Consider the following 20,934-nt stretch of genomic DNA (forward strand, 5'->3'; position numbering starts at 1 on the left):
CCTATGCTGCAAATGACGGGGGAGCAGGCATGACCCGTTTCCCTTGGTGCTCAGCCTGCGCTCGGATACCAGCGCGGCGTGTACACCCACTGGGTGCCATCGGCCTTGGGGAACTGGCAGGTAGTGGAGGACCCCAGCAGCACCATGGTGCGCATGTCGACCATCTCCGGCACCAGCTCGGCCAGCGACACCACCTTGAGCGTCTGCCCCGGCCTACCGATGTCACGGCCAAGGACTACAGGTGTATTCCCCTCCCGGTGCCGACGCACAACCTCCAGCGCCCGCCCAAGCTGGTGCGGCCTGGATTTGGAAATCGGGTTGTAGAAGGCCAGTACCAGGTCGGCCTGGGCCGCCAGGTCCAGGCGTTTTTCGATGATTGACCAGGGCTTGAGGTTATCCGACAGCGACATCACGCAGAAGTCATGCCCCAGCGGCGCACCGGCCTGGGCAGCGGTGGCCAGCGACGCTGAAACCCCCGGCAGCATTTGCAGGTCGACACGGTGCCAGGCCGGGTCGTCGGATGCGTGCAGCGCTTCGAGCACTGCGGCAGCCATGGCGAACACGCCCGGGTCGCCCGACGACACCACCACCACCGAACGGCCTTGGGCGGCGAGCTCGAAGGCATGCCTGGCGCGCTGCATTTCTTCACGGTTGTCGGTGCAGTGCAGCACCTGGTCGTCGCGGAACGGGCCGGCCATGCGCACATAGGTTTCATAGCCCAGCACGTCTTCGGCACGCGCCAGCTCGGCCTTCACCGCAGGCACCATCAGTTCGGCGGCGCCCGGGCCAAGGCCGATCACTGCCAGGCGGCCACGGCGGCGACCGACCCGGGCCACATCGACAGGTGCCGGGGCGATGGCGATGACCATGTCCGCCTGCTCCACCAGCGTGGCGCCCGGTATTTCGTCGGCCAGCAGGCTGGCCAGGCTGGCGGAAGGCGGCGCAAACCGCAGGCCCACGCCAAGTGCCGCAGCCGCTTCATGCAGCGCGGGCTCGGCCATCAAGGTATCGACGGCCAGCAGGCAAGCCAGAGCCTGCTCCGCCAGGCCGGCCTCGCGCAGCGCATCGCGAATCCGCGCCAGCAGATCCGGCCCGGCTTCGGCAAGCGCCACCACCAGCGAGCGGCGGTGGATCAGCAACTCGTCGCGGCTGGCCGGGCGTGCATCGCAGCCCACATGAATGGTGCGCTGGGCACTGTCGCTGGCCGGCAACTGAGCCTGCAGCAACCAGGGCGCGTCGCCTTCGACACGCACCGCTTCGCCCGCCAGCAGGTCGGAGACGAAGCGCTTGCCCTGCTCGATATCCGCCAAGGCATAGCCTTCGGGCGGGTTCAGCAGGCAGGTGCCAAAGCGCAGCTCGCCACTGGTGGTGATGGCTGCCGCCACGCCCAGCGCGTCGCCCAGCTCGCGGGCCATGACGTTGACGCCACTCAGCCCGCCAAGCAGCGGCACCACGGCGCTGCCGTCCTCGGCCACTGCCAGCACCGGCGGCTCCTCGCCCTTCTCGCCAAGCAGGCTGGCAAGGCTGCGGATGACGATGCCTGCCGCGCACAAGGCGACGATCGGCGTGCCCTGCAGGTACAGCGCGCGCAGCGTGTCGCCGAACGCCTGGTAATACGCCTCGGCGCCTTCGACCCGGCCACTGAGGCCGTGAATCGTCGCCGCCGGATAGCGCTGCTGGATCCGTTGCGCCGTGGCCAGGCTGCCCGGGCCGAGGACGATGATTGCCGGGGCGCTGTGCATGCTCATCCCTGCCATTTTTCACCCGGCACGATGATCAGCGAGAAGTAAGGCGAGGATTGCGGGTCGACCTCGTCCAGCGGCACGATCTTCTGGTTGGCCATGGTGGCGCGCTCGACGTACAGCGCACGCCCGTCCAGGCCCAGTTCCACCAGCACCTCACGTACCTTGGGGAAGTTGCGCCCAAGCTTCATGATCACCGCCGCATCGGCGTCGGCCAGGCGCCGCTTGAGCTCCTCGGCAGGCAGCACGCCCGACAGCACCGACAAGCTCTGGTTGCGATACACCAGCGGTGCGCCCAGCACCGAAGCGCCGCCTAGCATCGAGCAGACGCCCGGGATCACTTCGGCCTCGAAGCGCTGCGCCAGGCGGTCATGCAGGTACATGTAGGAGCCGTAGAAGAACGGGTCGCCCTCGCAGATCACCGCCACGTCGCGCCCGGCGTCCAGGTGTTCGGCCACCTGCACGCTGGCTTCATCGTAGAAGTCGCTGATCACCTGCTCGTAGGACAGCGGCGCCGGCAGCGCCTCGGTGGTCACCGGGTACACCAGCGGCAACAGGGCCTGTTCGCCTTGCAGGTGCGCCTCGATGATGCCAAAGGCATTGCCACGCTTGCCCTTGGCCACGAAGTAGGCGACTACCGGGGCCTCGCGCAACAGGCGCAGGGCTTTGACGGTGATCAGTTCAGGGTCGCCCGGGCCTACGCCCAGGCCCAGCAGACGTCCGCGCGGCGCCATCATTCCACCTCCGTGGCCAGGGCGTTGACTGCGGCAGCAGCCATCGCGCTGCCGCCCAGGCGGCCCTGCATGATCACGAACGGCACGCCGCGGCTGTCGGCGGCGAGCATCGCCTTGGACTCTGCCGCGCCAACGAAGCCGACCGGGAAACCGAGGATCAGCGCAGGCTTGGGTGCGCCGGCGTCAAGCATTTCCAGCAGGTAGAACAGCGCGGTCGGCGCGTTGCCGATCACCACCACGCTGCCTTCCAGGTGCGACCGCCACAGCTCCAGCGCCACCGCCGAGCGGGTGTTGCCGGCGTCCTTGGCCAGGCCCGGGACGCTGGGGTCGCGCAGGGTGCAGATGACCTGGTTGTTGGCCGGCAGGCGCGCACGGGTGATGCCTTCGGCCACCATGTGCGCATCGCAGAGGATCGGCGCGCCGTTGGCCAGGGCTTCACGCCCGGCACGGCCGGCACCTTCGGAGAACTGCAGGCCGTCGATCGCCTCGACCATGCCGCAGGCGTGGATCACCCGCACGGCCAGCTTTTCCAGGTCGGCGGGAATCCGCTCGAGCCGGGCTTCCTCGCGGATGATCCGGAAGGAATTGCGATAGATCTCCTGACCATCGCGGATGTAGTCAATCATCAAGGTGCTCCGTCGGCAGGGCGAGCATGGCGCCTGCTTCATTCAAGGTGAGGTCGGTGGCGCGCAGGGCACCGAAGCCCGGTTGGCGCGCGTCACGCACATAGAGGTCGTAGCGGCCCGGGGCACGGGCCAGCAGGGTGGCCGGGGCGGCATGGGCCATGGCACAGGAGCGGGCGCAGCCCGACAGGTGCACGCTGGCCGGGGCGCCTGCGGGCAGCAGCGCCGACAACGCCAGCGCGTCGGCCTTGGTCTGCCCGAGCGCCTTGGCGCAGCCGCTGGCACCGGTGCAGGCGACGATGCGCGCCAGGGGTTCGTGGGCGTGACACAGCAGGCCCAGGGCCGACAGCGTGCGCTGGGCCTGCGCCAGGCCGGCGGGGTCGATGTTGGTCAGCACCAGGCTCTGCCAAGGGCTCAGGCGCACGCTGGCGTCGCCTAGTTCGCGGGCGACCTGGGCGATGCCTCGCAGCATCGCGGGGGTGAACCTGCCCAGCGGTGGCGCCACGCCCAGGGCCAGGCCCTGCTGCTGGTCGATGGCGCCCAGCCATGGGCTTGGAGCCGCCTCACGGCGCCAGCCGAGCACGGCCGCATCGCGGCGCACCTGCAGGCCAAGGCCATCGACGAACCGGTCGGCGGGGCACGCCTGCAGCAACTGGCGCATGCGCGCCTGCTCGGGGGTCGCCAGGTCGAGGAAGCGTTCGAGCACCGCCCGCACCAGCGCCAGGCCCTGCGCCAGCGGTACGGCGCCGAGCACGCGACCACTGGCCGGGCTGCCGGCCAGGCCAAATGCCAGCCAGGTCTGCTGCTCGAGGCGCAAGGCGCAGAGCCACAGGTCGTGGGGGTGTTCGAGCATGGCCAGGCCTTCGCCGCCGTCCAGCTGCACGGCAAACTTGGCCGACAGCTGGTGAAAGCGTGGCGTGCCTTGCAGCAGGTCGAGAATCTGCCCGGCCAGCGGCCGCACATCCAGCAGCATCGACGGGTCATGCCCGGCCAAGGGGCTGAGCATCAGGTTGCGCACATCATCGCTGGCCGCATCCCGTGGGCCGAGCCCGGCTGCCAGCAGGCTGTCGAGCAACCCTGCGTGGTCGTTGCCGATGCCGCGAATCTGCAGGTTGCTGCGGTTGGTCGCCTCGATCACCCCCGAGGCATAGCGCTCGGCCGCCCCCGCCACCGCCTCGGCCTGCTCGGCCAGCAGCAGGCCGCCGGGCAGCTTGATGCGGCAGATGCCGCCGTCACGGGCACTGACGATACGCCACAACCCCGGGCAGGCCGAGGGACGGGGCGAAACGGTAGGGGTATGGACCTGCTTCAAAGGGGCGTCCGGCAATCGCTGAAAATGCGCTTGAGTGTAGAAGGCGCGGTATTATGCCTGCTTTGTCCGGCGGCATGAAAAGCCGGTGGTCGCGGATGATGGGCGGATTGGATCGAATGGCACCCTGGCTGACAGTAATAGGCATTGGCGAAGAAGGTTTCAGCGGCCTGGGCAAGCAGGCCCGGCGCGCCTTGCTGGGCGCTTCGCGGATCATCGGCAGCCCTCGCCAGCTGGCCTTGCTGCCGCGCTGCATCAGTGGCGCGCGGCAGGACTGGCCAAGCCCGTTTTCCCTGGCCCCGGTGCTGGCACTGCGCGGCGAGCCGGTGTGCGTGCTGGCCAGCGGCGACCCGATGTTCTACGGCGTGGGCGCCAGCCTTGCACGGCAGGTCGCGGCCGAAGAAATGCAGGTGCTGTCGATGCCCTCCTCCTGTGCCCTGGCCGCCGCGCGCCTTGGCTGGCCACTGCAGGAGGTGCAGGTGGTGTCGGTGGTGGCGCGCCCGCTGGCTGCGCTCAATGCCCACCTGTACAGCGGGATGCGCCTGCTGGTGCTGAGCAATGATGGCGACAGCCCCGCGGCCATCGCGGCGCTGCTGCGCAAACGCGGCTTCGGGCCGAGCCGCCTGCAGGTGTTCGAACACCTGGGTGGGCCGGCCGAGCGCCAGCTTTCGGGCAGTGCCGACGATTGGCCCTACCCGGCGGCGGCCGCGCTCAACCTGGTCGCCATCGAATGCCAGGCCACGGCGGATGCACCGCGCCTGTCGCGCCTGGCCGGCTTGCCAGACACCGCGTTCCGCCACGATGGCCAGCTGACCAAGCGCGATGTGCGCGCAATCACCCTCGCCCGCCTGGCGCCACAGCCGGGCGAACTGCTGTGGGACGTGGGCGCCGGCTGCGGCTCGATCGGCATCGAATGGATGCGCGCCCATCCTGCCTGCCGGGCAGTGGCGATCGAGGCCGATGAAGGCCGCCAGGGTTTCATCGAACACAATCGCGACGCCCTGGGCGTGCCCGGGCTGCAACTGGTGCGGGGCAAGGCGCCGGATGCGCTGAGCGCGCTTGAGCGCCCGGATGCGATCTTCATCGGCGGCGGCGTCACCCGCGAAGGCGTACTGGCGCTGTGCTGGGAGCGCCTGCGCCCGGGCGGGCGCCTGGTGGCCAATGCCGTGACCTTGCAAAGCGAACTGGCCCTGGCGCATTTTCGCGAACGACACGGCGGCGAACTGACCCGCATCCATGTTGCCCAGGCCCAGCCCCTGGGCGCCTTCGATACCTGGCGCCAGGCCTTGCCGATCACCTTGCTCGAGGTGGTGAAACCCGTCGATGCGTGAAGAAACCCGCGAACAACCGGCCCCGCTGCGCAGTGGCCTGACCACCGGCAGCTGCGCCACCGCCACCAGCCTGGCGGCGGCGCGCCTGCTGCTCACCGGCCAGGTGGATGACGCCGTGAGCATCACCCTGCCCAAGGGCAAGGTGGTGCAGATGCGCCTTGAGTTCTGCCGCCGCGACGGCGAGCGGGCCGAAGCCGGCACGCTCAAGGATGCCGGGGACGACCCGGATGTCACCCACGGCGCGCTGCTCTACAGCCAGGTGCGCCTGGTGGCTGAGCCGGGCGTGCGTTTCGTCGCCGGGCTTGGCGTAGGCACGGTCACGCGCCCAGGCCTGGTGCTGGCCGTGGGTGAGCCTGCGATCAACCCGGTGCCCCGGCGGATGATCGGCGAGCACCTGCAGCAGCTGGCCCAGGACTGCGCCTACCCGGGCGGTTTCGAAGTCACGGTGAACGTGCAAGACGGCGAAGCGCTGGCCCTCAAGACCATGAACCCGCGCCTGGGCATTCTCGGCGGGCTGTCGATCCTCGGCACCAGCGGCATCGTGCGGCCGTTCTCGTGCTCGGCGTACATCGCCTCGATCCACCAGGGCATCGACGTGGCCCACACCAATGGCTACCGCCACATCGCCGCCTGCACCGGCAACGCCAGCGAAGACACCATGCGCCGGGTCTACGGCCTGCCGGAAATCGCCCTGATCGAGATGGGCGACTTCGTCGGCGCGGTGCTCAAGCACCTGCGCAAGGTGCCGGTGCCACGCCTGAGCCTGTGCGGCGGCTTCGGCAAGATCAGCAAGCTGGCCGCCGGGCACATGGACCTGCACAGCCGCCATTCGAGCATCGACCTGCCGCAGCTGGCCGGCTGGGCAGCGGACGTGGGCGCCGATGCACACTTGCAGGCGGCGATCATTGCTGCCAACACCAGCCAGCAGGCCCTGGCCCTGGCTCACGCGGCCGGAGTCGCCCTGGGTGATGCGGTGTGCGCCCATGCCCTGGCCTTCGCCCGCAGCGTGGTGCCGGCGCAGGTGCAGGTGGAAGTGTTCGCCATCGACCGCCAGGGCGGCATCGTCGGCAAGGCGGGTGTGCAATGAGCCGGCGCATCCTGCTGCTCGGTGGCGTCACCGAAGCTTTGGCCATCGCCCGCCAGCTTGGGCCGGAACATGTCTACAGCCTGGCCGGAATCGGCCGGGTGCCACAGGACCTCACCTGCCAGGTGCGGGTCGGCGGCTACGGCGGCGCCGAGGGCCTGGCCCGCTACCTGCGCGAGGCGGGCATCACCATGCTGATCGATGCCACCCACCCCTACGCCGCGCAGATCAGCCGCAATGCTGCCAGCGCCGCCCGCGCCGTCGGCATCCCCTGCTGGGCCTTGCGCCGCCCGGCCTGGCAGGCGCAGCCCGGTGATGACTGGCGTGAAGTGGCGGACTGGGCGGGGCTGATCGAGGCACTCAAGCCCTTCCACAGGCCGTTGTTCACCTTGGGGCGAGAGCCGTTGCAGCATCTCGACGAGATACCCTCGGAGCAGTTCTGGACCCTGCGGGCGCTGGAGGCCTGCCCCGGCAATGAACGCTGCGAGGTGATCGGCGCGCGGGGGCCGTTTCAGCTCGATGACGAGCGGGCCTTGTTTGCCCGCAGGGGGATCGATGTGCTGGTCAGCAAGAACAGCGGCAGCGTGGCGACCGAACCGAAGCTCGAGGTGGCGAGGGAGCTTGGCGTGCCTGTGTTGATACTGCAGCGCCCGACGCTGCCCGAAGTCGACTTGACGTTCGCCCGTGCTGATCTGCTGCTGGCCAGACTCGAGCCCTGAACGCTCAGGCGGCTAGCACTCCCACATTTCCTACAGCTTTTGTGACCATTGCCCACCATTTACCCAGACAGATCTGAGTGGCCATTGGCTTCTGGACGGCATTAGACTCTAGCCCCCTCCCCGGAAGGCGTCACTCATATGGAAATGCAATGGTGGATCTGGCTGGTGTTCGGCATCGGCCTGATTCTGCTCGAACTGGTCCTGCCCACGTTCTTCATCATCTGGTTCGGCATCGGTGCCGTGCTGGTTTCCCTCATCGCCCTGGCCGCCCCCAGCCTGCAGCTGGATATGCAGGTGCTGCTGTGGGTGCTGTTCTCCTCGGCCACCACGTTGCTCTGGTTCAAGCTGTTCAAGCGCAAGCAGCCTGATGTGCGCTGGACCGCCGACAGCGTGATCGGCGAGGTCGGATTGCTGACCAGCGCCGTTTCGCAATTCCAGAAGGGCCGGGTGCGCTTCCAGAAGCCGCTGCTGGGCAACGAGGAGTGGGTGTGCATCGCCGACAGCGATATCCCCGCCGGCGAGCGTGTGCGGCTCGTCGCCATCGAAGGTAATACCGCCCGGGTCATTCGGGCCTGATCTCGCAACTAAAAGGAAGTTTGCATAATGACCAGCCTCATCGTCGTAGCCGTCATAGCCCTGTTCGTCCTGGTCACCGTGTTCAAGGGGGTACGCATCGTGCCCCAGGGCGAGGAGTGGATCGTCGAGCGCCTGGGCCGCTACCACAGCACCCTCAAGCCGGGCCTCAACATCGTCATCCCGTACATGGACGTGGTCGCCTACCGCCTGCCGACCAAGGACATCATCCTCGATGTGCAGGAGCAGGAAATCATCACCCGCGACAACGCCGTGATCGTCGCCAACGCCCTGTGCTTCGCCAAGGTGGTCGACCCGCAGAAAGCGTCCTATGGCGTGCAGAACTTCTCGTTCGCCGTCACCAGCCTGACCATGACCTCGCTGCGCGCCATCGTCGGCGCCATGGACCTGGACGAAGCGCTGTCGAGCCGCGAGCAGATCAAGGCGCGCCTGCGCGAGGCGATGTCCGAGCAGACCGAAGACTGGGGCGTGACCGTGCGCTCGGTGGAAATCCAGGACATCAAGCCGTCCGAGAACATGCAGCTGGCCATGGAGCGCCAGGCCGCCGCCGAGCGTGAGCGCAAGGCCGACGTGACCCGTGCCGAAGGCGCCAAGCAGGCCGCAATCCTCGAAGCCGAGGCACGCCTGCAGTCGGCCAAGCTCGATGCCGAAGCGCAGATCAACCTGGCCGAAGCCTCGGCGCGCGCCATCTCGCTGGTCAAGGAAGCGGTGGGCAACGAGACGGTGCCGGCCATGTACCTGCTGGGCGAGCGCTATGTGGGGGCCATGGAGAACTTGGCCAGCAGCAGCAATGCCAAGGTCGTGGTGCTGCCTGCGGACCTGCAGGAGACCGTGCGTGGCTTGATGGGGCGTAACAAGGCTTGATGGCTGTATCGCCCCTATCGCCGGCAAGCCGGCTCCCACAGGTATCCACACTGCTCTCAAAGCCCGTGGAGCACCTGTGGGAGCCGGCTTGCCGGCGATAGGGGCTGCGCAGCGGTCCAGATCACACCACCCACCTGCGTCACTTCACCGCACCCCGGCATTTTTACCTATACTCCGCCGTACAATAGCCACCACGATTCCTGACCGGATCTCTCCATGCCCCCACGTCGGCACATCGCCTGGATAGCCTGCCTCGCAGTGCTGTTCAACCTGCTGGCCATGCCGCTGTCTTCTGCCGCGCCCAAGGGCCCGGCCGAGCAGCTGCTGTGGGGGGCTTTCTGTTCCAGCGTGGCCGGCAAGGCCAAGGTCGACGTACAGGCCCTGGCCAAAATCGACCTCGGCTCGCAAAGCGACGACCATTCCAACATGCAGCACTGCTGGTGCTGCTCCGGCGCCGCACCGCTGCTGGCATTGCCAGGCTACCCGCCGCAATTGCACAACCCGCCCACGCTGCTGGCCGGGTTCACCCCACCGCCCTCCCGCTATCAGCCCACGCCGCGCCAGTTATGGCCTGCGCTCAATCCCCGCGCCTCTCCCCTGGCCTGAGTTCATCACGCTGTCTGCCTGAACCTGAACAGAACGGAGATCCACCCATGCTCAAGCAAGCTCTCGTAGTGGCCGCATTGCTGCTGCCCGGCGCCTTCGCCAATGCCCACGAATACACCGTGGGCGACCTGCACATCGCCCACCCCTGGTCGCTGGAACTGCCACCCAACGCGCCCAATGTCGCGGCGTACTTCGTCGTGCACAACAACGGCAAGGCCGATGACCGCCTGCTGAGCGTCGACAGCCCCATCACCGCCGACGCGCAGCTGCACGAGCATGTCATGAGCAGCAACGGCGCCATGAAGATGCAGCAGGTCCAGAGCGTGGTGGTGCCCGCCGGCAAGGACCTGGTCTTCGCCCCCAGCGCCTACCACGTGATGCTCATGCAGCCCAAGGACCGCAGCCTGCTCAGCGACGGCAAGCGCTTCCCGCTGACCCTGCACTTCGAGAAGGCCGGCAACATTACCGTCGATGTCGCCGTGCAGAAGCAGCCGCCGGCCGACCAGCCGCAAGGTCATGAACACGCCCACTGACCGCTAGCTGACAGGCGCTCGCACCATGAGCCTGCCGCGCAACCGTCTCAGCCGTACCTCCCGCCCTGACCGCAGGCGCGTCGGGGGCGGCTGGCTGAGCCTGTTCGCCATGTGGATGATCTTCATCGGCCCGCTGGTTTCCCAGTCGATGCCGATGGGCCACCACGCCGGCATGAACATGCCGATGGAGATGCCCATGGCCGCTGGCCATGAGCATGCCAGCGACGCACATCATGGCCACGGCAACGATGGCCAGCTGCATGTGATGTGGGAAAAGTGCGGCTACTGCAGCCTGTTGTTCAACTGCCCGGCATTACCGCAAACCCTCAGCCCGCTCAGCGCGGCCAGCGTCACCCCCGCTACCCCAGGCCCCACCGCGACACACCAGGGCCACGCCCGGCAGGCCGTGTTTCCCGGTGCGCGCAGCCGCGCGCCACCCGCCTCGATCAACGTCTGAAACCCCATATTTGCTGCACGGAGCCAGGAGGCTTCGCGCTTACTCATGACTGATCGACGGAATTCCTATGTCCGGTTGTACCCCTGCTTTTGCCTATGCATTCAAAGGCACCCTCGCCGCCCTTTGCGGCTCGCTGCTGGCGCCCATGGCCCTGGCCGCCGACCCTGGCCACGAAGGCCATGAACACGACCTGGCCGAGCTGAGCCCGACAGTGATCACCGCTATCGCGCCCAGCTCGCCGCTGACCGTGGTCACCAACCCGAAGGACCCACGCCAGCCAGTGCCGGCCAGCGACGGCGCCGACTACCTCAAGACCATCCCCGGCTTCTCGGCAATCCGCGCCGGTGGCACCAACGGCGACCCGGTGTTGCGCGGCATGTTCGGCTCGCGCCTGAACATCCTCACCAACGGCGGGGTGATGCTCGGTGCCTGCCCTAACCGCATGGACGCGCCAACGTCCTACATCTCGCCGGAAACCTACGACCGCCTCACCGTGATCAAAGGCCCGCAAAGCGTGATCTGGGGCCCCGGTGGCTCGGCCGGGACCATCCTCTTCGAACGTGAACCGGAGAAGTTCGGCGCCCTCGGCAGCCGCGTCAACGCCAGCCTCCTGGCCGGCTCCAACGGCCGCTTCGACAAGCTGATCGACGTCGCCGCCGGCAACAGCCAGGCCTACGCGCGCTTCGTCGGCAACCAGTCGCATTCCGATGACTACCAGGACGGCAGCGGCGATACCGTGCCCTCGCGCTGGGACAAGTGGAACGGCGACGTGACCCTGGGCTGGACCCCCGACCAGGACACCTTGCTGGAACTCACCGCCGGCAAGGGCGACGGCGAGGCGCGCTATGCCGGGCGTGGCATGGACGGTGCGCAGTTCAAGCGCGAAAGCCTGGGCCTGCGCTTCGAGAAGTCCAACCTCGGCGAAGTGCTCGACAAGATCGAGGCGCAGGTCTACTACAACTACGCCGACCACGTGATGGACAACTACACCCTGCGCACCCCCTCGGGCATGGGCATGATGGCCGGGCCAATGGCCGCCGCCGTCGACCGCCGCACCCTGGGCGCACGCATCAAGGCTACCTGGCGCTGGGCCGATGTGCAGCTGATCAGCGGCATCGACGCGCAGACCAACGAGCACCGCGGGCGCAGCGCCATGGGCGTCGACGCCTACAAGGACAAGCCCTGGGAAAAGGACGCCGACTTCCACAACTACGGCGCCTTCGGCGAGCTCACCTGGTACGCCACCGGCCAGGACCGCCTGATCACCGGCGCCCGCCTGGACCGCGCCTCGGCCCGGGATTTTCGCGATGACAGCGCCACCAACGGCGACACCCGCGCCGACACCTTGCCCAGCGGCTTCGTGCGCTACGAGCACGACCTGGCGGCTTTGCCTGCCACCACCTACATCGGCCTGGGCCATGCCCAGCGCTTCCCCGACTACTGGGAGCTGTTCTCCCCCGACCAGGGCCCTACCGGCTCCACCAATGCCTTCGACAGCATCAAGCCGGAGAAGACCACCCAGCTCGACTTCGGCATCCAGTACCGCGACGAGCGCCTGGACGCCTGGGCCTCGGGCTATGTCGGGCAGGTGCGCGACTACATCCTGTTCGACTACCGCAGCGCCATGATGGGCATGAGCAGCACCCAGGCGCAGAACATCGACGCCCGCATCATGGGCGGCGAACTGGGCGCGGCCTACAAGCTGACCGAGAGCTGGAAGGCCGATGCCACCCTGGCCTACGCCTGGGGCAAGAACAGCAGCGACGGCAAGGCACTGCCGCAGATGCCGCCGCTGGAAAGCCGCCTGGGCCTGACCTACAGCCGCGACACCTGGAGCGCCGGGGCGCTCTGGCGACTGGTGGCAGCGCAGAACCGCATCGCCGAGAACCAGGGCAACGTGGTCGGCAAGGACTACGAGAAGAGCGCAGGTTTCGGCGTGTTCTCGCTCAACGGCGCCTACAAGGTGAACAACAACCTCAAGCTCAGCGCCGGCGTCGACAACCTGTTCGACAAGACCTACGCCGAACACCTGAACCTGGCCGGCAACGCCGGGTTCGGCTACCCGGCCATGGACCCACAACCTTTGAACGAACCAGGCAGGACCTTCTGGACCAAGGTCGACCTGAGCTTCTGACGCTAACCAAAGGCGCGGCCCCGGGCCGCGCCCCTTGCGGGTAAAAACTGGAGGTTCCCATGAGAGGAACACGCGTGTCCTTCTACAACCTGGCCTGGCGCTGGCACTTCTATGCCGGGCTGTTCGTCGCCCCGTTCATGATCCTGCTGGCGATCACCGGGATCATCTACCTGTTCAAGCCGCAGCTCGACCCGTTGCTGTATCGCGAGCTGATGGTGGTCGAAGCCGGCCATCACCGCCAGGGCGCCGACCTGATGCTGGCCGAAGTGCGCCAGGCCTACCCCAAGGGCCACGTCGGCCAGTACCTGCCACCGGTCGACGCCGAACGCAGCGCGCAGTTCGTGGTGCATGACGCTGGCCGCGAGCTGAATGTGTTCGTCGACCCCTACAGCGGCAAGATCCTCGGCGAGCAGGATGCCAAGCAGAACCTGCAGGCCATCGCCCGCGCCCTGCACGGCGAGCTGATGGTCGGCACGGTCGGCGACCGCCTGGTGGAGCTGGCCGCCGGCTGGGGCATCGTGCTGGTGGTGTCCGGCCTGTACCTGTGGTGGCCACGTGGGCGCGGCAGCGCTGGCGTGCTGTGGCCGCGCCTGGGGGCCAAAGGCCGGGTGTTCTGGCGCGACCTGCATGCCGTGACCGGTTTCTGGGGTTCGGCGCTGCTGCTGTTGATGCTGCTCAGCGGCATGACCTGGACCGGGCTGTGGGGCAAGCAATATGCCGACCTGTGGAACCGCTTCCCGGCGGCCATGTGGAATGACGTGCCCAAGTCCGACCAGCAGGCCCGTGAACTCAACAGCGCCCACCGCCAGACCGTGCCGTGGGCCATGGAGAACACGCCGATGCCACAGTCCGGCGCGCACGCCGAGCATGCCGGGCACCCTGGCATGTCGAACATGCCGGCAGCGCCGCAGGTGAACTTGCAGCAGGTGGAAGACGTGGCCAATGCACGCCGCGTCGAGCCGGGTTACAGCATTACCCTGCCGACCACGGCAGAGGGCGTCTACACCGTGGCGGTGTTCGCCGACGACCCACGCAACGACGCCACAATGCATATCGATCAATACACCGGCAAGGTGCTGGCCGATGTGCGCTGGCAGGACTACAGCCCGGTTGCCCGGGCGACCGAGCTGGGTGTGATGCTGCATGAAGGCAAGATGTTCGGGGCGCTGAACCAGGTCGTCATTCTGCTGGTGTGCCTGATGATTCTGCTGGGCTCGGTGAGCGGGCTGGTGATGTGGTGGAAGCGCCGGCCTGAAGGTGGCCTGGGCGTACCGCCGCTGCGCCATGACCTGCCGCGCTGGAAGACCGCGGTGGGGGTGATGCTGGTGCTGGGGGTGATGTTCCCGCTGGTGGGGGTGTCGATGGTGGTGATGTGGGTGGTGGATTGCTGGGTCTTGCGTCGGCGTCGGGTGCTGGCTAGCGCTTGAGGGCCTTGGGGCTGCTTTGCAGCCCTTTCGCGACACAAGGCCGCTCCTACAGACGAACGCGTAGTGCTGTAGGAGCGGCCTTGTGTCGCGAAAGGGCCGCAAAGCGGCCCCCTGCGCCGCAAAACTCGAGTCGATCTGTCGCGCCCCGATCTGGGACGCTCGTGTTAGCCTACTCGGCTTTCAGAAAAAGACTGACCCTCAATGGAATGCAGCCAATGACCCCAACCCCTCCTGCTGAAGACCAGCACCTGCAGCGCAACCTGACCAACCGCCACATCCAGCTGATCGCCATCGGCGGCGCCATCGGCACCGGCCTGTTCATGGGTTCGGGCAAGACCATCAGCCTGGCGGGGCCGTCGATCATCTTCGTCTACATGATCATCGGCTTCATGCTGTTCTTCGTCATGCGCGCCATGGGCGAACTGCTGCTGTCGAACCTCAACTACAAATCGTTCATCGACTTCTCCGCCGACCTGCTCGGCCCCTGGGCCGGCTATTTCACCGGCTGGACCTACTGGTTCTGCTGGGTGGTCACCGGCATCGCCGACGTGGTGGCGATCGCCGCCTACACGCAGTTCTGGTTCCCCGACCTGCCGCAATGGATACCGGCGCTGACCTGCGTGGCGGTGCTGCTGTCGTTGAACCTGGTGACCGTGAAGATGTTCGGCGAGCTGGAGTTCTGGTTCGCCCTGATCAAGATCGTCGCCATCCTCGGCCTGGTCGCCACCGGCCTGTACATGGTCATCAGCGGCTTCGAATCGCCGAGCGGGCGCACCGCGCAGCTGGCCAACCTGTGGAATGACGGCGGCATGTTCCCCAATGGCCTGATGGGCTTTTTCGCCGGCTTCCAGATTGCCGTGTTCGCCTTCGTCGGCATCGAGCTGGTCGGCACCACCGCCGCCGAAGCGAAAAACCCCGAGCGCACCCTGCCGCGGGCGATCAACTCGATCCCGATCCGCATCATCGTCTTCTACGTGCTGGCGCTGATCGCGATCATGGCCGTGACCCCATGGCGCGACGTGGTGCCGGGCAAGAGCCCGTTCGTCGAGCTGTTCGTGCTGGCCGGCCTGCCGGCGGCGGCGAGCATCATCAACTTCGTGGTGCTGACCTCGGCCGCCTCGTCGGCCAACAGCGGCGTGTTCTCCACCAGCCGCATGCTCTACGGCCTGGCCCAGGAAGGCGATGCACCGCGAGCGTTCGAGAAGCTGTCGCGCCGCGCGGTGCCTGCCAACGGCCTGTACTTCTCCTGCACCTGCCTGTTGCTGGGCGCGGTGCTGATCTACCTGGTGCCCAACGTGGTCGAGGCGTTCACCCTGGTGACCACGGTGTCGGCGGTGCTGTTCATGTTCGTCTGGACGCTGATCCTGCTGTCGTACCTGAAGTACCGCAAGCATCGCGCAGCGCTGCACCAGGCCTCGAACTACAAGATGCCGGGCGGGCGCTTCATGTGCTTCGTGTGCCTGGCGTTCTTCGCCTTCATTCTGGTGTTGCTGAGTCTTGAAGACGACACCCGTGCGGCGCTGCTGGTGACGCCGATCTGGTTCGTGCTGCTGGCGGTGACTTATCAGTTTGTGCGCAGCAAGCGGCATCCGCGCACGGCTGTGCGTAACGGCTGATTCTGCAAGGGGCTGCTTTGCAGCCCAATCGCCGGCAAGCCGGCTCCCACAGGTACAGCGTTGCTCTCAAGAACAATGCAATCCTTGTGGGAGCTGGCTTGCCAGCGATGGGCCGCGCAGCGGCCCCAATGCTGTGCACACAGATCCACCAGGCACCAAGCTGGATCCACTTCACGCCCTAATACCTCGCACAACCCCTCTACTGCGCACCTTCCGCCACTCGGCACACCCCTTGCAATGCCCTCCCCGCTTGGCCAACACCCTAAAAAACTCAGCGGAGAGAGCACATGAAGCGTCGCAGTCTGATCAAGGCTTTTACCCTCAGCGCATCGATCGCGGCGATGGGCCTGAGCTGGAGCATCCAGGCCGCCGACACCATCAAGGTCGGCATCCTGCATTCGCTGTCGGGCACCATGGCGATCTCCGAGACGTCGCTCAAGGACATGGCGCTGATGACCATCGACGAGATCAACGCCAAGGGCGGGGTCAACGGCAAGCTGCTCGAGCCGGTGGTGGTGGACCCTGCGTCCAACTGGCCGCTGTTCGCCGAAAAGAGCCGCCAGCTGCTGAGCCAGGACAAGGTCGCGGTGGTGTTCGGCTGCTGGACCTCGGTGTCGCGCAAATCCGTGTTGCCGGTGTTCGAAGAGCTCAACGGCCTGCTGTTCTACCCGGTGCAGTACGAGGGTGAAGAGATGTCGCCCAACGTGTTCTACACCGGCGCGGCGCCCAACCAGCAAGCCATCCCGGCCGTGGAATACCTGATGAGCGAAGACGGCGGCAGCGCCAGGCGCTTCTTCCTGCTGGGCACCGACTACGTCTACCCGCGCACCACCAACAAGATCCTGCGCGCCTTCCTGCACAGCAAAGGCGTGGCCGACAAGGACATCGAGGAGGTGTACACGCCGTTCGGCCACGCCGATTACCAGACCATCGTCGCCAACATCAAGAAGTTCTCCGCCGGCGGCAAGACGGCGGTGATCTCCACCGTCAACGGCGACTCCAACGTGCCGTTCTACAAGGAGCTGGCCAACCAGGGCCTGAAGGCCACCGAAGTGCCGGTGGTGGCGTTCTCGGTGGGCGAAGAAGAGCTGCGCGGCATCGACACCAAGCCGCTGGTGGGCCACCTGGCGGCGTGGAACTACTTCGAGTCGGTGGATAACCCGGTGAACCAGAAGTTCGTCGCCGACTGGAAGGCCTACGCCAAGGCCAAGGGCCTGCCGGGCGCCGACAAGGCCGTGACCAACGACCCGATGGAAGCCACCTACGTGGGTATCCACCTGTGGGCGCAAGCGGTGGAAAAGGCCAAGTCCACCGATGTCGACAAGGTACGCGAGGCGCTGGCCGGGCAGAGTTTCCAGGCACCGTCGGGCTTTACCCTGACCATGGACAAGACCAACCACCACCTGCACAAGCCGGTGATGATCGGCGAGATTCAGGATGACGGGCAGTTCAGTGTGGTGTGGGAGACCGAGCAGCCGCTGCGGGCGCAGCCGTGGAGCCCGTTCATTCCGGGCAATGACAAGCGGCCTGATTACGCGGTGAAAGGTAACTGAGTGCACTGGGGCTGCTGTGCAGCCCAATCGCTGGCAAGCCAGCTCCTACAGGAGTTCCACAGCCCTTTGGGCGATGGCGGCGCCTGTGGGAGCCGGCTTGCCGGCGATGAATCCACCGCTGATTCCCAGGATTGCCCGCATGCTCAAACTCCTGCTCATCCTCCTCCTCTTGCTGCCCCTGGCCACCCAGGCCAGCGAGGGCGAATTTTTCCTCACCGCCAAGCCCACCGAGCAGGCTCAACTGCTCGAAAGCTGGGCGGCGCAACCCGACCCCGCGCGCCTGGCACTGCTGGAAAACCTGCGCCAGGGCCGCATCGCCGCCGATGACACCCGCAAACTGCGCCTGAACAACCGCCTGCGCGGCCTGATCGATAACGCCTTGGCCAGCCACCAGTTGCTCAGCGACAAGGCTGACACCCGCCTGGCCGCCGCCCAGCAATTGCAAAAAAGCGCCCAACCCGCCCAGGTGGCCTTCCTCGACCGGCGCTTCGCCAGCGAGCCCGACGCCGCCGTGCATGCCGCCCTGGCGCTGGCCCTGGCCAACCTGCAACTGGGCGCCAGCGAACCTGCGGTACGCCTGGCCGCCGTGCGCCTGCTCGGCGAAACCGGCGACCCGTTGGCCCGCACGCGCCTGGAAGCCCTGCTGCAACCCGGAGCAGAAACCGACCCCGGCGTGCGCACCGCCGCAGAAACCAGCCTGGCCCAGGTCAAGCGCAAGCTACTGGCCGGCGAACTGCTCGGCCAGGCCTTCAGCGGCCTGTCGCTGGGCTCGATCCTGCTGCTGGCGGCCCTGGGCCTGGCGATCACCTTCGGCCTGCTGGGGGTGATCAACATGGCCCATGGCGAGATGCTGATGCTCGGCGCCTACAGCACCTACATGGTCCAGGTGCTGCTGCAGCGCTACGCCCCCGGCGCCATCGAGTTCTACCCGCTGATCGCCCTGCCGGTGGCCTTCGCCGTCAGCGCCGGGGTCGGCATGGCGCTGGAGCGCACGGTCATCCGCCACCTCTACGGCCGCCCGCTGGAAACCCTGCTGGCGACCTGGGGCATCAGCCTGATCCTGATCCAGGCCATCCGCCTGCTGTTCGGCGCGCAGAACGTCGAAGTCAGCAACCCGGCCTGGCTGTCCGGCGGCATCCAGCTGCTGCCCAACCTGGTGCTGCCCTACAACCGCCTGGTGATCATCGGCTTCGCCCTGGCCGTGGTGCTGCTCACCTGGCTGCTGCTCAACCGCACGCGGCTGGGCCTGAACGTGCGTGCGGTCACCCAGAACCGCAACATGGCGGCCTGCTGCGGGGTGCCGACCGGGCGCGTCGACATGCTTGCCTTCGGCCTGGGCTCCGGCATCGCCGGGCTCGGCGGCGTGGCCCTGAGCCAGGTCGGCAACGTCGGCCCGGACCTGGGCCAGGGCTACATCATCGACTCGTTCCTGGTGGTGGTGCTTGGCGGGGTCGGGCAACTGGCCGGCAGCCTCTGGGCGGCCTTCGGCCTTGGCATCGCCAACAAGCTGCTGGAGCCGCAGATCGGCGCCGTGCTGGGCAAGATCCTCATCCTTGCGCTGGTGATTCTGTTCATCCAGAAGCGCCCGCAAGGCCTGTTCGCCCTCAAGGGACGGGTAATCGACTGATGAACCAGCCACTGCTTGTCACCGCTTCACAAAAAGCTGGGCCGCGCCTGACGCTGGCCATCGGCGCCATCGTCGTGCTGCTGTTGCTGGCCATGCCGCTGCTCTCGTTGCTGCCGGCGGGGCATGCGCTGCAGGTTTCGGCCTACACCCTCACGCTGGTGGGCAAGATCCTCTGCTACGCCATCGTCGCCCTGGCCCTGGACCTGGTCTGGGGCTATGCCGGGCTGCTGTCGCTCGGCCATGGCCTGTTCTTCGCCCTGGGTGGCTACGCCATGGGCATGTACCTGATGCGCCAGGCCGCCGCTGACGGCCTGCCGGCATTCATGGCCTTCCTGTCGTGGAGCGAGCTGCCCTGGTACTGGGCCGGCACCCAGCATTTCGCCTGGGCCATGTGCCTGGTGGTGCTGGCGCCAGGCCTGCTGGCGCTGGTGTTCGGCTTCTTCGCCTTCCGCTCGCGGATCAAGGGCGTGTACTTCTCGATCATGACCCAGGCCCTGACCTTCGCCGGCATGCTGCTGTTCTTTCGCAACGAAACCGGCTTTGGCGGCAACAATGGCTTCACCAACTTTCGCACCATCCTGGGCTTCGACATTGCCGCGCAAGGCACGCGGGCGATGCTGTTTCTGCTCACCGTCGGCCTGCTGCTGGCCAGCCTGTACCTGTGCTGGCGCCTGACCACCAGCAAGTTCGGGCGCTTGCTCACTGCCGTGCGCGATGCAGAGAACCGCCTGATGTTCTGCGGCTACGACCCCCGCGGCTTCAAGCTGCTGGTGTGGGTGCTCAGCGCCGTGCTGTGCGGCCTGGCCGGTGCGCTGTACGTGCCGCAGGTGGGCATCATCAACCCCAGCGAGATGTCGCCGACCAACTCCATCGAGGCTGCCGTATGGGTCGCCCTGGGTGGCCGCGGCACGCTGATCGGCCCGCTGCTCGGCGCCGGCCTGGTCAATGGCATGAAGAGCTGGTTTACCGTGGCCTTCCCGGAGTACTGGCTGTTCTTCCTCGGCGCGCTGTTCATTCTCGTCACTTTGTACCTGCCCAAGGGCGTGGTCGGCCTGCTGAAGAAAAGGAGCCAGCCATGAGAGGCGTGCCCCCCGTTCACCCCGAGTTCATGCTCGAACCGGTCTTCGACAACCTCGGCGCCAGCCGCGACGCCATCGGCCTGGGCAACCGCCGCAGCGCCGGGCTCGACACACGCCACGGCACGGTGCTCAGCCTTGAGGGCATCAGCGTCAGCTTCGACGGGTTCAAGGCCCTCAACGCGCTGAACCTGTACATCGGCGTGGGCGAGCTGCGCTGCATCATCGGCCCCAATGGCGCCGGCAAGACCACGATGATGGACGTGATCACCGGCAAGACCCGGCCCGACAGCGGCACTGCCTTTTTCGGCGACACCCTGGACCTTGCCCGCCTGAGCGAATACCAGATCGCCCAGGCCGGCATCGGCCGCAAGTTCCAGAAACCCACGGTGTTCGAGGCGCTGACGGTGTTCGAGAACCTGGAGCTGGCACTGAAGGCCGAAAAGTCGGTGTGGGCCAGCCTTGCCGCGCGCCTGGACGGCGAGCAACGCGCACGCATCGAACAAGTGCTCGGCACCCTGCGCCTGCTGCCACTGGCCCAGCGCCAGGCCGGCCTGTTGTCGCACGGGCAGAAGCAGTTCCTGGAGATCGGCATGCTGCTGGTGCAGGAGCCGCAATTGCTGCTGCTCGACGAACCGGTGGCGGGCATGACCGATGCCGAGACCGAGTTCACCGCCGAGCTGTTCAAGGGGCTGGCAGGCAAGCACTCGCTGATGGTGGTGGAGCATGACATGGGGTTCGTCGGCAGCATTGCCGACCATGTCACCGTGCTGCACCAGGGCAGTGTGCTGGCAGAAGGGTCGCTTGAGCAGGTACAGGCGGATGAGCGGGTGGTCGAGGTGTACCTGGGCCGATGATTCTCGTCGACTGTACTGGCCCCATCGCCGGCAAGCCGGCTCCCACAG

19 protein-coding genes are annotated in these 20,934 nt (G+C 67.0%); 15 read left to right on the top strand and 4 right to left on the bottom strand.

Translation table 11 applies throughout. The features are described 5' to 3' along the window. Positions 1 to 50: 50 nt before the first annotated feature. The 4 genes from cobJ to cobG are packed head-to-tail and all read right to left on the bottom strand — an operon-like array spanning position 51 to position 4,426. Complete coding sequence (gene cobJ, locus L6D75_RS10140) at positions 51 to 1,742, bottom strand: precorrin-3B C(17)-methyltransferase (RefSeq protein WP_176513334.1); 1,692 nt, start codon at positions 1,740 to 1,742, stop codon at positions 51 to 53. 2 nt (positions 1,743 to 1,744) lie between these two features. Further along, a complete protein-coding gene (locus tag L6D75_RS10145) occupies positions 1,745 to 2,479 on the bottom strand; it encodes a precorrin-2 C(20)-methyltransferase (protein ID WP_176513319.1) in 735 nt (244 codons plus the stop codon). Continuing rightward, positions 2,476 to 3,102 (bottom strand): precorrin-8X methylmutase, encoded by a 627-nt coding sequence (locus L6D75_RS10150; protein ID WP_176513316.1) that lies wholly within the window; start codon positions 3,100 to 3,102, stop codon positions 2,476 to 2,478. Before L6D75_RS10150 ends, L6D75_RS10145 begins: the two co-directional genes overlap by 4 nt. After that, positions 3,095 to 4,426, bottom strand: a complete 1,332-nt coding sequence (cobG, locus tag L6D75_RS10155; protein ID WP_176513314.1) for a precorrin-3B synthase — start codon at positions 4,424 to 4,426, stop codon at positions 3,095 to 3,097. The genes L6D75_RS10150 and cobG overlap by 8 nt, the downstream gene beginning before the upstream one ends. 101 nt (positions 4,427 to 4,527) lie before the next feature. On the opposite strand from cobG, the gene cbiE reads away from it, so the two are divergent. From cbiE to urtD, 15 genes are all read left to right on the top strand, one after another. After that, a complete protein-coding gene (gene cbiE, locus L6D75_RS10160; protein ID WP_176513312.1) occupies positions 4,528 to 5,739 on the top strand; it encodes a precorrin-6y C5,15-methyltransferase (decarboxylating) subunit CbiE in 1,212 nt (403 codons plus the stop codon). Further along, a complete protein-coding gene (locus L6D75_RS10165; RefSeq protein ID WP_176513310.1) occupies positions 5,732 to 6,826 on the top strand; it encodes a cobalt-precorrin-5B (C(1))-methyltransferase in 1,095 nt (364 codons plus the stop codon). Before cbiE ends, L6D75_RS10165 begins: the two co-directional genes overlap by 8 nt. Continuing rightward, positions 6,823 to 7,542: a cobalt-precorrin-6A reductase gene (locus L6D75_RS10170; RefSeq protein WP_176513308.1), complete on the top strand. Its 720-nt coding sequence runs from the start codon at positions 6,823 to 6,825 to the stop codon at positions 7,540 to 7,542. Before L6D75_RS10165 ends, L6D75_RS10170 begins: the two co-directional genes overlap by 4 nt. A 138-nt stretch (positions 7,543 to 7,680) precedes the next feature. Next, positions 7,681 to 8,118 (top strand): NfeD family protein, encoded by a 438-nt coding sequence (locus L6D75_RS10175; protein WP_176513307.1) that lies wholly within the window; start codon positions 7,681 to 7,683, stop codon positions 8,116 to 8,118. Positions 8,119 to 8,145: 27 nt separating this feature from the next. Then, positions 8,146 to 9,000, top strand: a complete 855-nt coding sequence (locus tag L6D75_RS10180; protein WP_176513305.1) for an SPFH domain-containing protein — start codon at positions 8,146 to 8,148, stop codon at positions 8,998 to 9,000. Between the two features lie 216 nt (positions 9,001 to 9,216). Beyond that, positions 9,217 to 9,606 (top strand): DUF2946 domain-containing protein, encoded by a 390-nt coding sequence (locus tag L6D75_RS10185; RefSeq protein ID WP_176513303.1) that lies wholly within the window; start codon positions 9,217 to 9,219, stop codon positions 9,604 to 9,606. A 47-nt stretch (positions 9,607 to 9,653) separates the two neighbouring features. Beyond that, positions 9,654 to 10,139, top strand: a complete 486-nt coding sequence (locus tag L6D75_RS10190) for a copper chaperone PCu(A)C (protein ID WP_176513301.1) — start codon at positions 9,654 to 9,656, stop codon at positions 10,137 to 10,139. 25 nt (positions 10,140 to 10,164) lie between these two features. Next, complete coding sequence (locus L6D75_RS10195; RefSeq protein ID WP_176513299.1) at positions 10,165 to 10,596, top strand: DUF2946 domain-containing protein; 432 nt, start codon at positions 10,165 to 10,167, stop codon at positions 10,594 to 10,596. A 67-nt stretch (positions 10,597 to 10,663) separates the two neighbouring features. Then, entirely contained in the window at positions 10,664 to 12,730 is a 2,067-nt protein-coding gene (locus L6D75_RS10200) for a TonB-dependent copper receptor (protein ID WP_176513297.1), read from the top strand. A 59-nt stretch (positions 12,731 to 12,789) separates the two neighbouring features. After that, the gene (locus tag L6D75_RS10205) at positions 12,790 to 14,157 is read left to right on the top strand and encodes a PepSY-associated TM helix domain-containing protein (RefSeq protein ID WP_176513295.1); all 1,368 of its coding nucleotides are present in this window, start codon (positions 12,790 to 12,792) and stop codon (positions 14,155 to 14,157) included. A 215-nt stretch (positions 14,158 to 14,372) separates the two neighbouring features. Next, positions 14,373 to 15,773 (top strand): D-serine/D-alanine/glycine transporter, encoded by a 1,401-nt coding sequence (gene cycA, locus L6D75_RS10210; RefSeq protein WP_371871946.1) that lies wholly within the window; start codon positions 14,373 to 14,375, stop codon positions 15,771 to 15,773. Between the two features lie 287 nt (positions 15,774 to 16,060). After that, on the top strand, positions 16,061 to 17,326 hold the full coding sequence (gene urtA, locus L6D75_RS10215) for an urea ABC transporter substrate-binding protein (RefSeq protein ID WP_176513291.1): 1,266 nt from the start codon (positions 16,061 to 16,063) through the stop codon (positions 17,324 to 17,326). Between the two features lie 106 nt (positions 17,327 to 17,432). Then, positions 17,433 to 18,953: an urea ABC transporter permease subunit UrtB gene (gene urtB / locus L6D75_RS10220; RefSeq protein WP_371871945.1), complete on the top strand. Its 1,521-nt coding sequence runs from the start codon at positions 17,433 to 17,435 to the stop codon at positions 18,951 to 18,953. Then, positions 18,953 to 20,032 (top strand): urea ABC transporter permease subunit UrtC, encoded by a 1,080-nt coding sequence (urtC, locus tag L6D75_RS10225; protein ID WP_176513287.1) that lies wholly within the window; start codon positions 18,953 to 18,955, stop codon positions 20,030 to 20,032. Before urtB ends, urtC begins: the two co-directional genes overlap by 1 nt. Next, the gene (gene urtD / locus L6D75_RS10230; protein ID WP_176513285.1) at positions 20,029 to 20,886 is read left to right on the top strand and encodes an urea ABC transporter ATP-binding protein UrtD; all 858 of its coding nucleotides are present in this window, start codon (positions 20,029 to 20,031) and stop codon (positions 20,884 to 20,886) included. The genes urtC and urtD overlap by 4 nt, the downstream gene beginning before the upstream one ends. The last annotated feature ends 48 nt before the right edge of the window (positions 20,887 to 20,934 follow it).

The organism is Pseudomonas faucium (assembly GCF_021602585.1).
Lineage (GTDB): Bacteria > Pseudomonadota > Gammaproteobacteria > Pseudomonadales > Pseudomonadaceae > Aquipseudomonas > Aquipseudomonas faucium.

Coding starts and splice junctions, on each gene's coding strand:
- L6D75_RS10175 (WP_176513307.1), top strand. CDS start 7,681: ATGGAAATGCAATGGTGGATCTGGCTGGTGTTCGGCATCGGCCTGATT.
- cobJ (WP_176513334.1), bottom strand. CDS start 1,742: ATGCACAGCGCCCCGGCAATCATCGTCCTCGGCCCGGGCAGCCTGGCC.
- L6D75_RS10150 (WP_176513316.1), bottom strand. CDS start 3,102: ATGATTGACTACATCCGCGATGGTCAGGAGATCTATCGCAATTCCTTC.
- L6D75_RS10170 (WP_176513308.1), top strand. CDS start 6,823: ATGAGCCGGCGCATCCTGCTGCTCGGTGGCGTCACCGAAGCTTTGGCC.
- urtD (WP_176513285.1), top strand. CDS start 20,029: ATGAGAGGCGTGCCCCCCGTTCACCCCGAGTTCATGCTCGAACCGGTC.
- L6D75_RS10145 (WP_176513319.1), bottom strand. CDS start 2,479: ATGATGGCGCCGCGCGGACGTCTGCTGGGCCTGGGCGTAGGCCCGGGC.
- L6D75_RS10205 (WP_176513295.1), top strand. CDS start 12,790: ATGAGAGGAACACGCGTGTCCTTCTACAACCTGGCCTGGCGCTGGCAC.
- cycA (WP_371871946.1), top strand. CDS start 14,373: ATGACCCCAACCCCTCCTGCTGAAGACCAGCACCTGCAGCGCAACCTG.
- L6D75_RS10185 (WP_176513303.1), top strand. CDS start 9,217: ATGCCCCCACGTCGGCACATCGCCTGGATAGCCTGCCTCGCAGTGCTG.
- urtB (WP_371871945.1), top strand. CDS start 17,433: ATGAATCCACCGCTGATTCCCAGGATTGCCCGCATGCTCAAACTCCTG.
- urtA (WP_176513291.1), top strand. CDS start 16,061: ATGAAGCGTCGCAGTCTGATCAAGGCTTTTACCCTCAGCGCATCGATC.
- L6D75_RS10190 (WP_176513301.1), top strand. CDS start 9,654: ATGCTCAAGCAAGCTCTCGTAGTGGCCGCATTGCTGCTGCCCGGCGCC.
- L6D75_RS10200 (WP_176513297.1), top strand. CDS start 10,664: ATGTCCGGTTGTACCCCTGCTTTTGCCTATGCATTCAAAGGCACCCTC.
- urtC (WP_176513287.1), top strand. CDS start 18,953: ATGAACCAGCCACTGCTTGTCACCGCTTCACAAAAAGCTGGGCCGCGC.
- L6D75_RS10165 (WP_176513310.1), top strand. CDS start 5,732: ATGCGTGAAGAAACCCGCGAACAACCGGCCCCGCTGCGCAGTGGCCTG.
- L6D75_RS10180 (WP_176513305.1), top strand. CDS start 8,146: ATGACCAGCCTCATCGTCGTAGCCGTCATAGCCCTGTTCGTCCTGGTC.
- cbiE (WP_176513312.1), top strand. CDS start 4,528: ATGGCACCCTGGCTGACAGTAATAGGCATTGGCGAAGAAGGTTTCAGC.
- L6D75_RS10195 (WP_176513299.1), top strand. CDS start 10,165: ATGAGCCTGCCGCGCAACCGTCTCAGCCGTACCTCCCGCCCTGACCGC.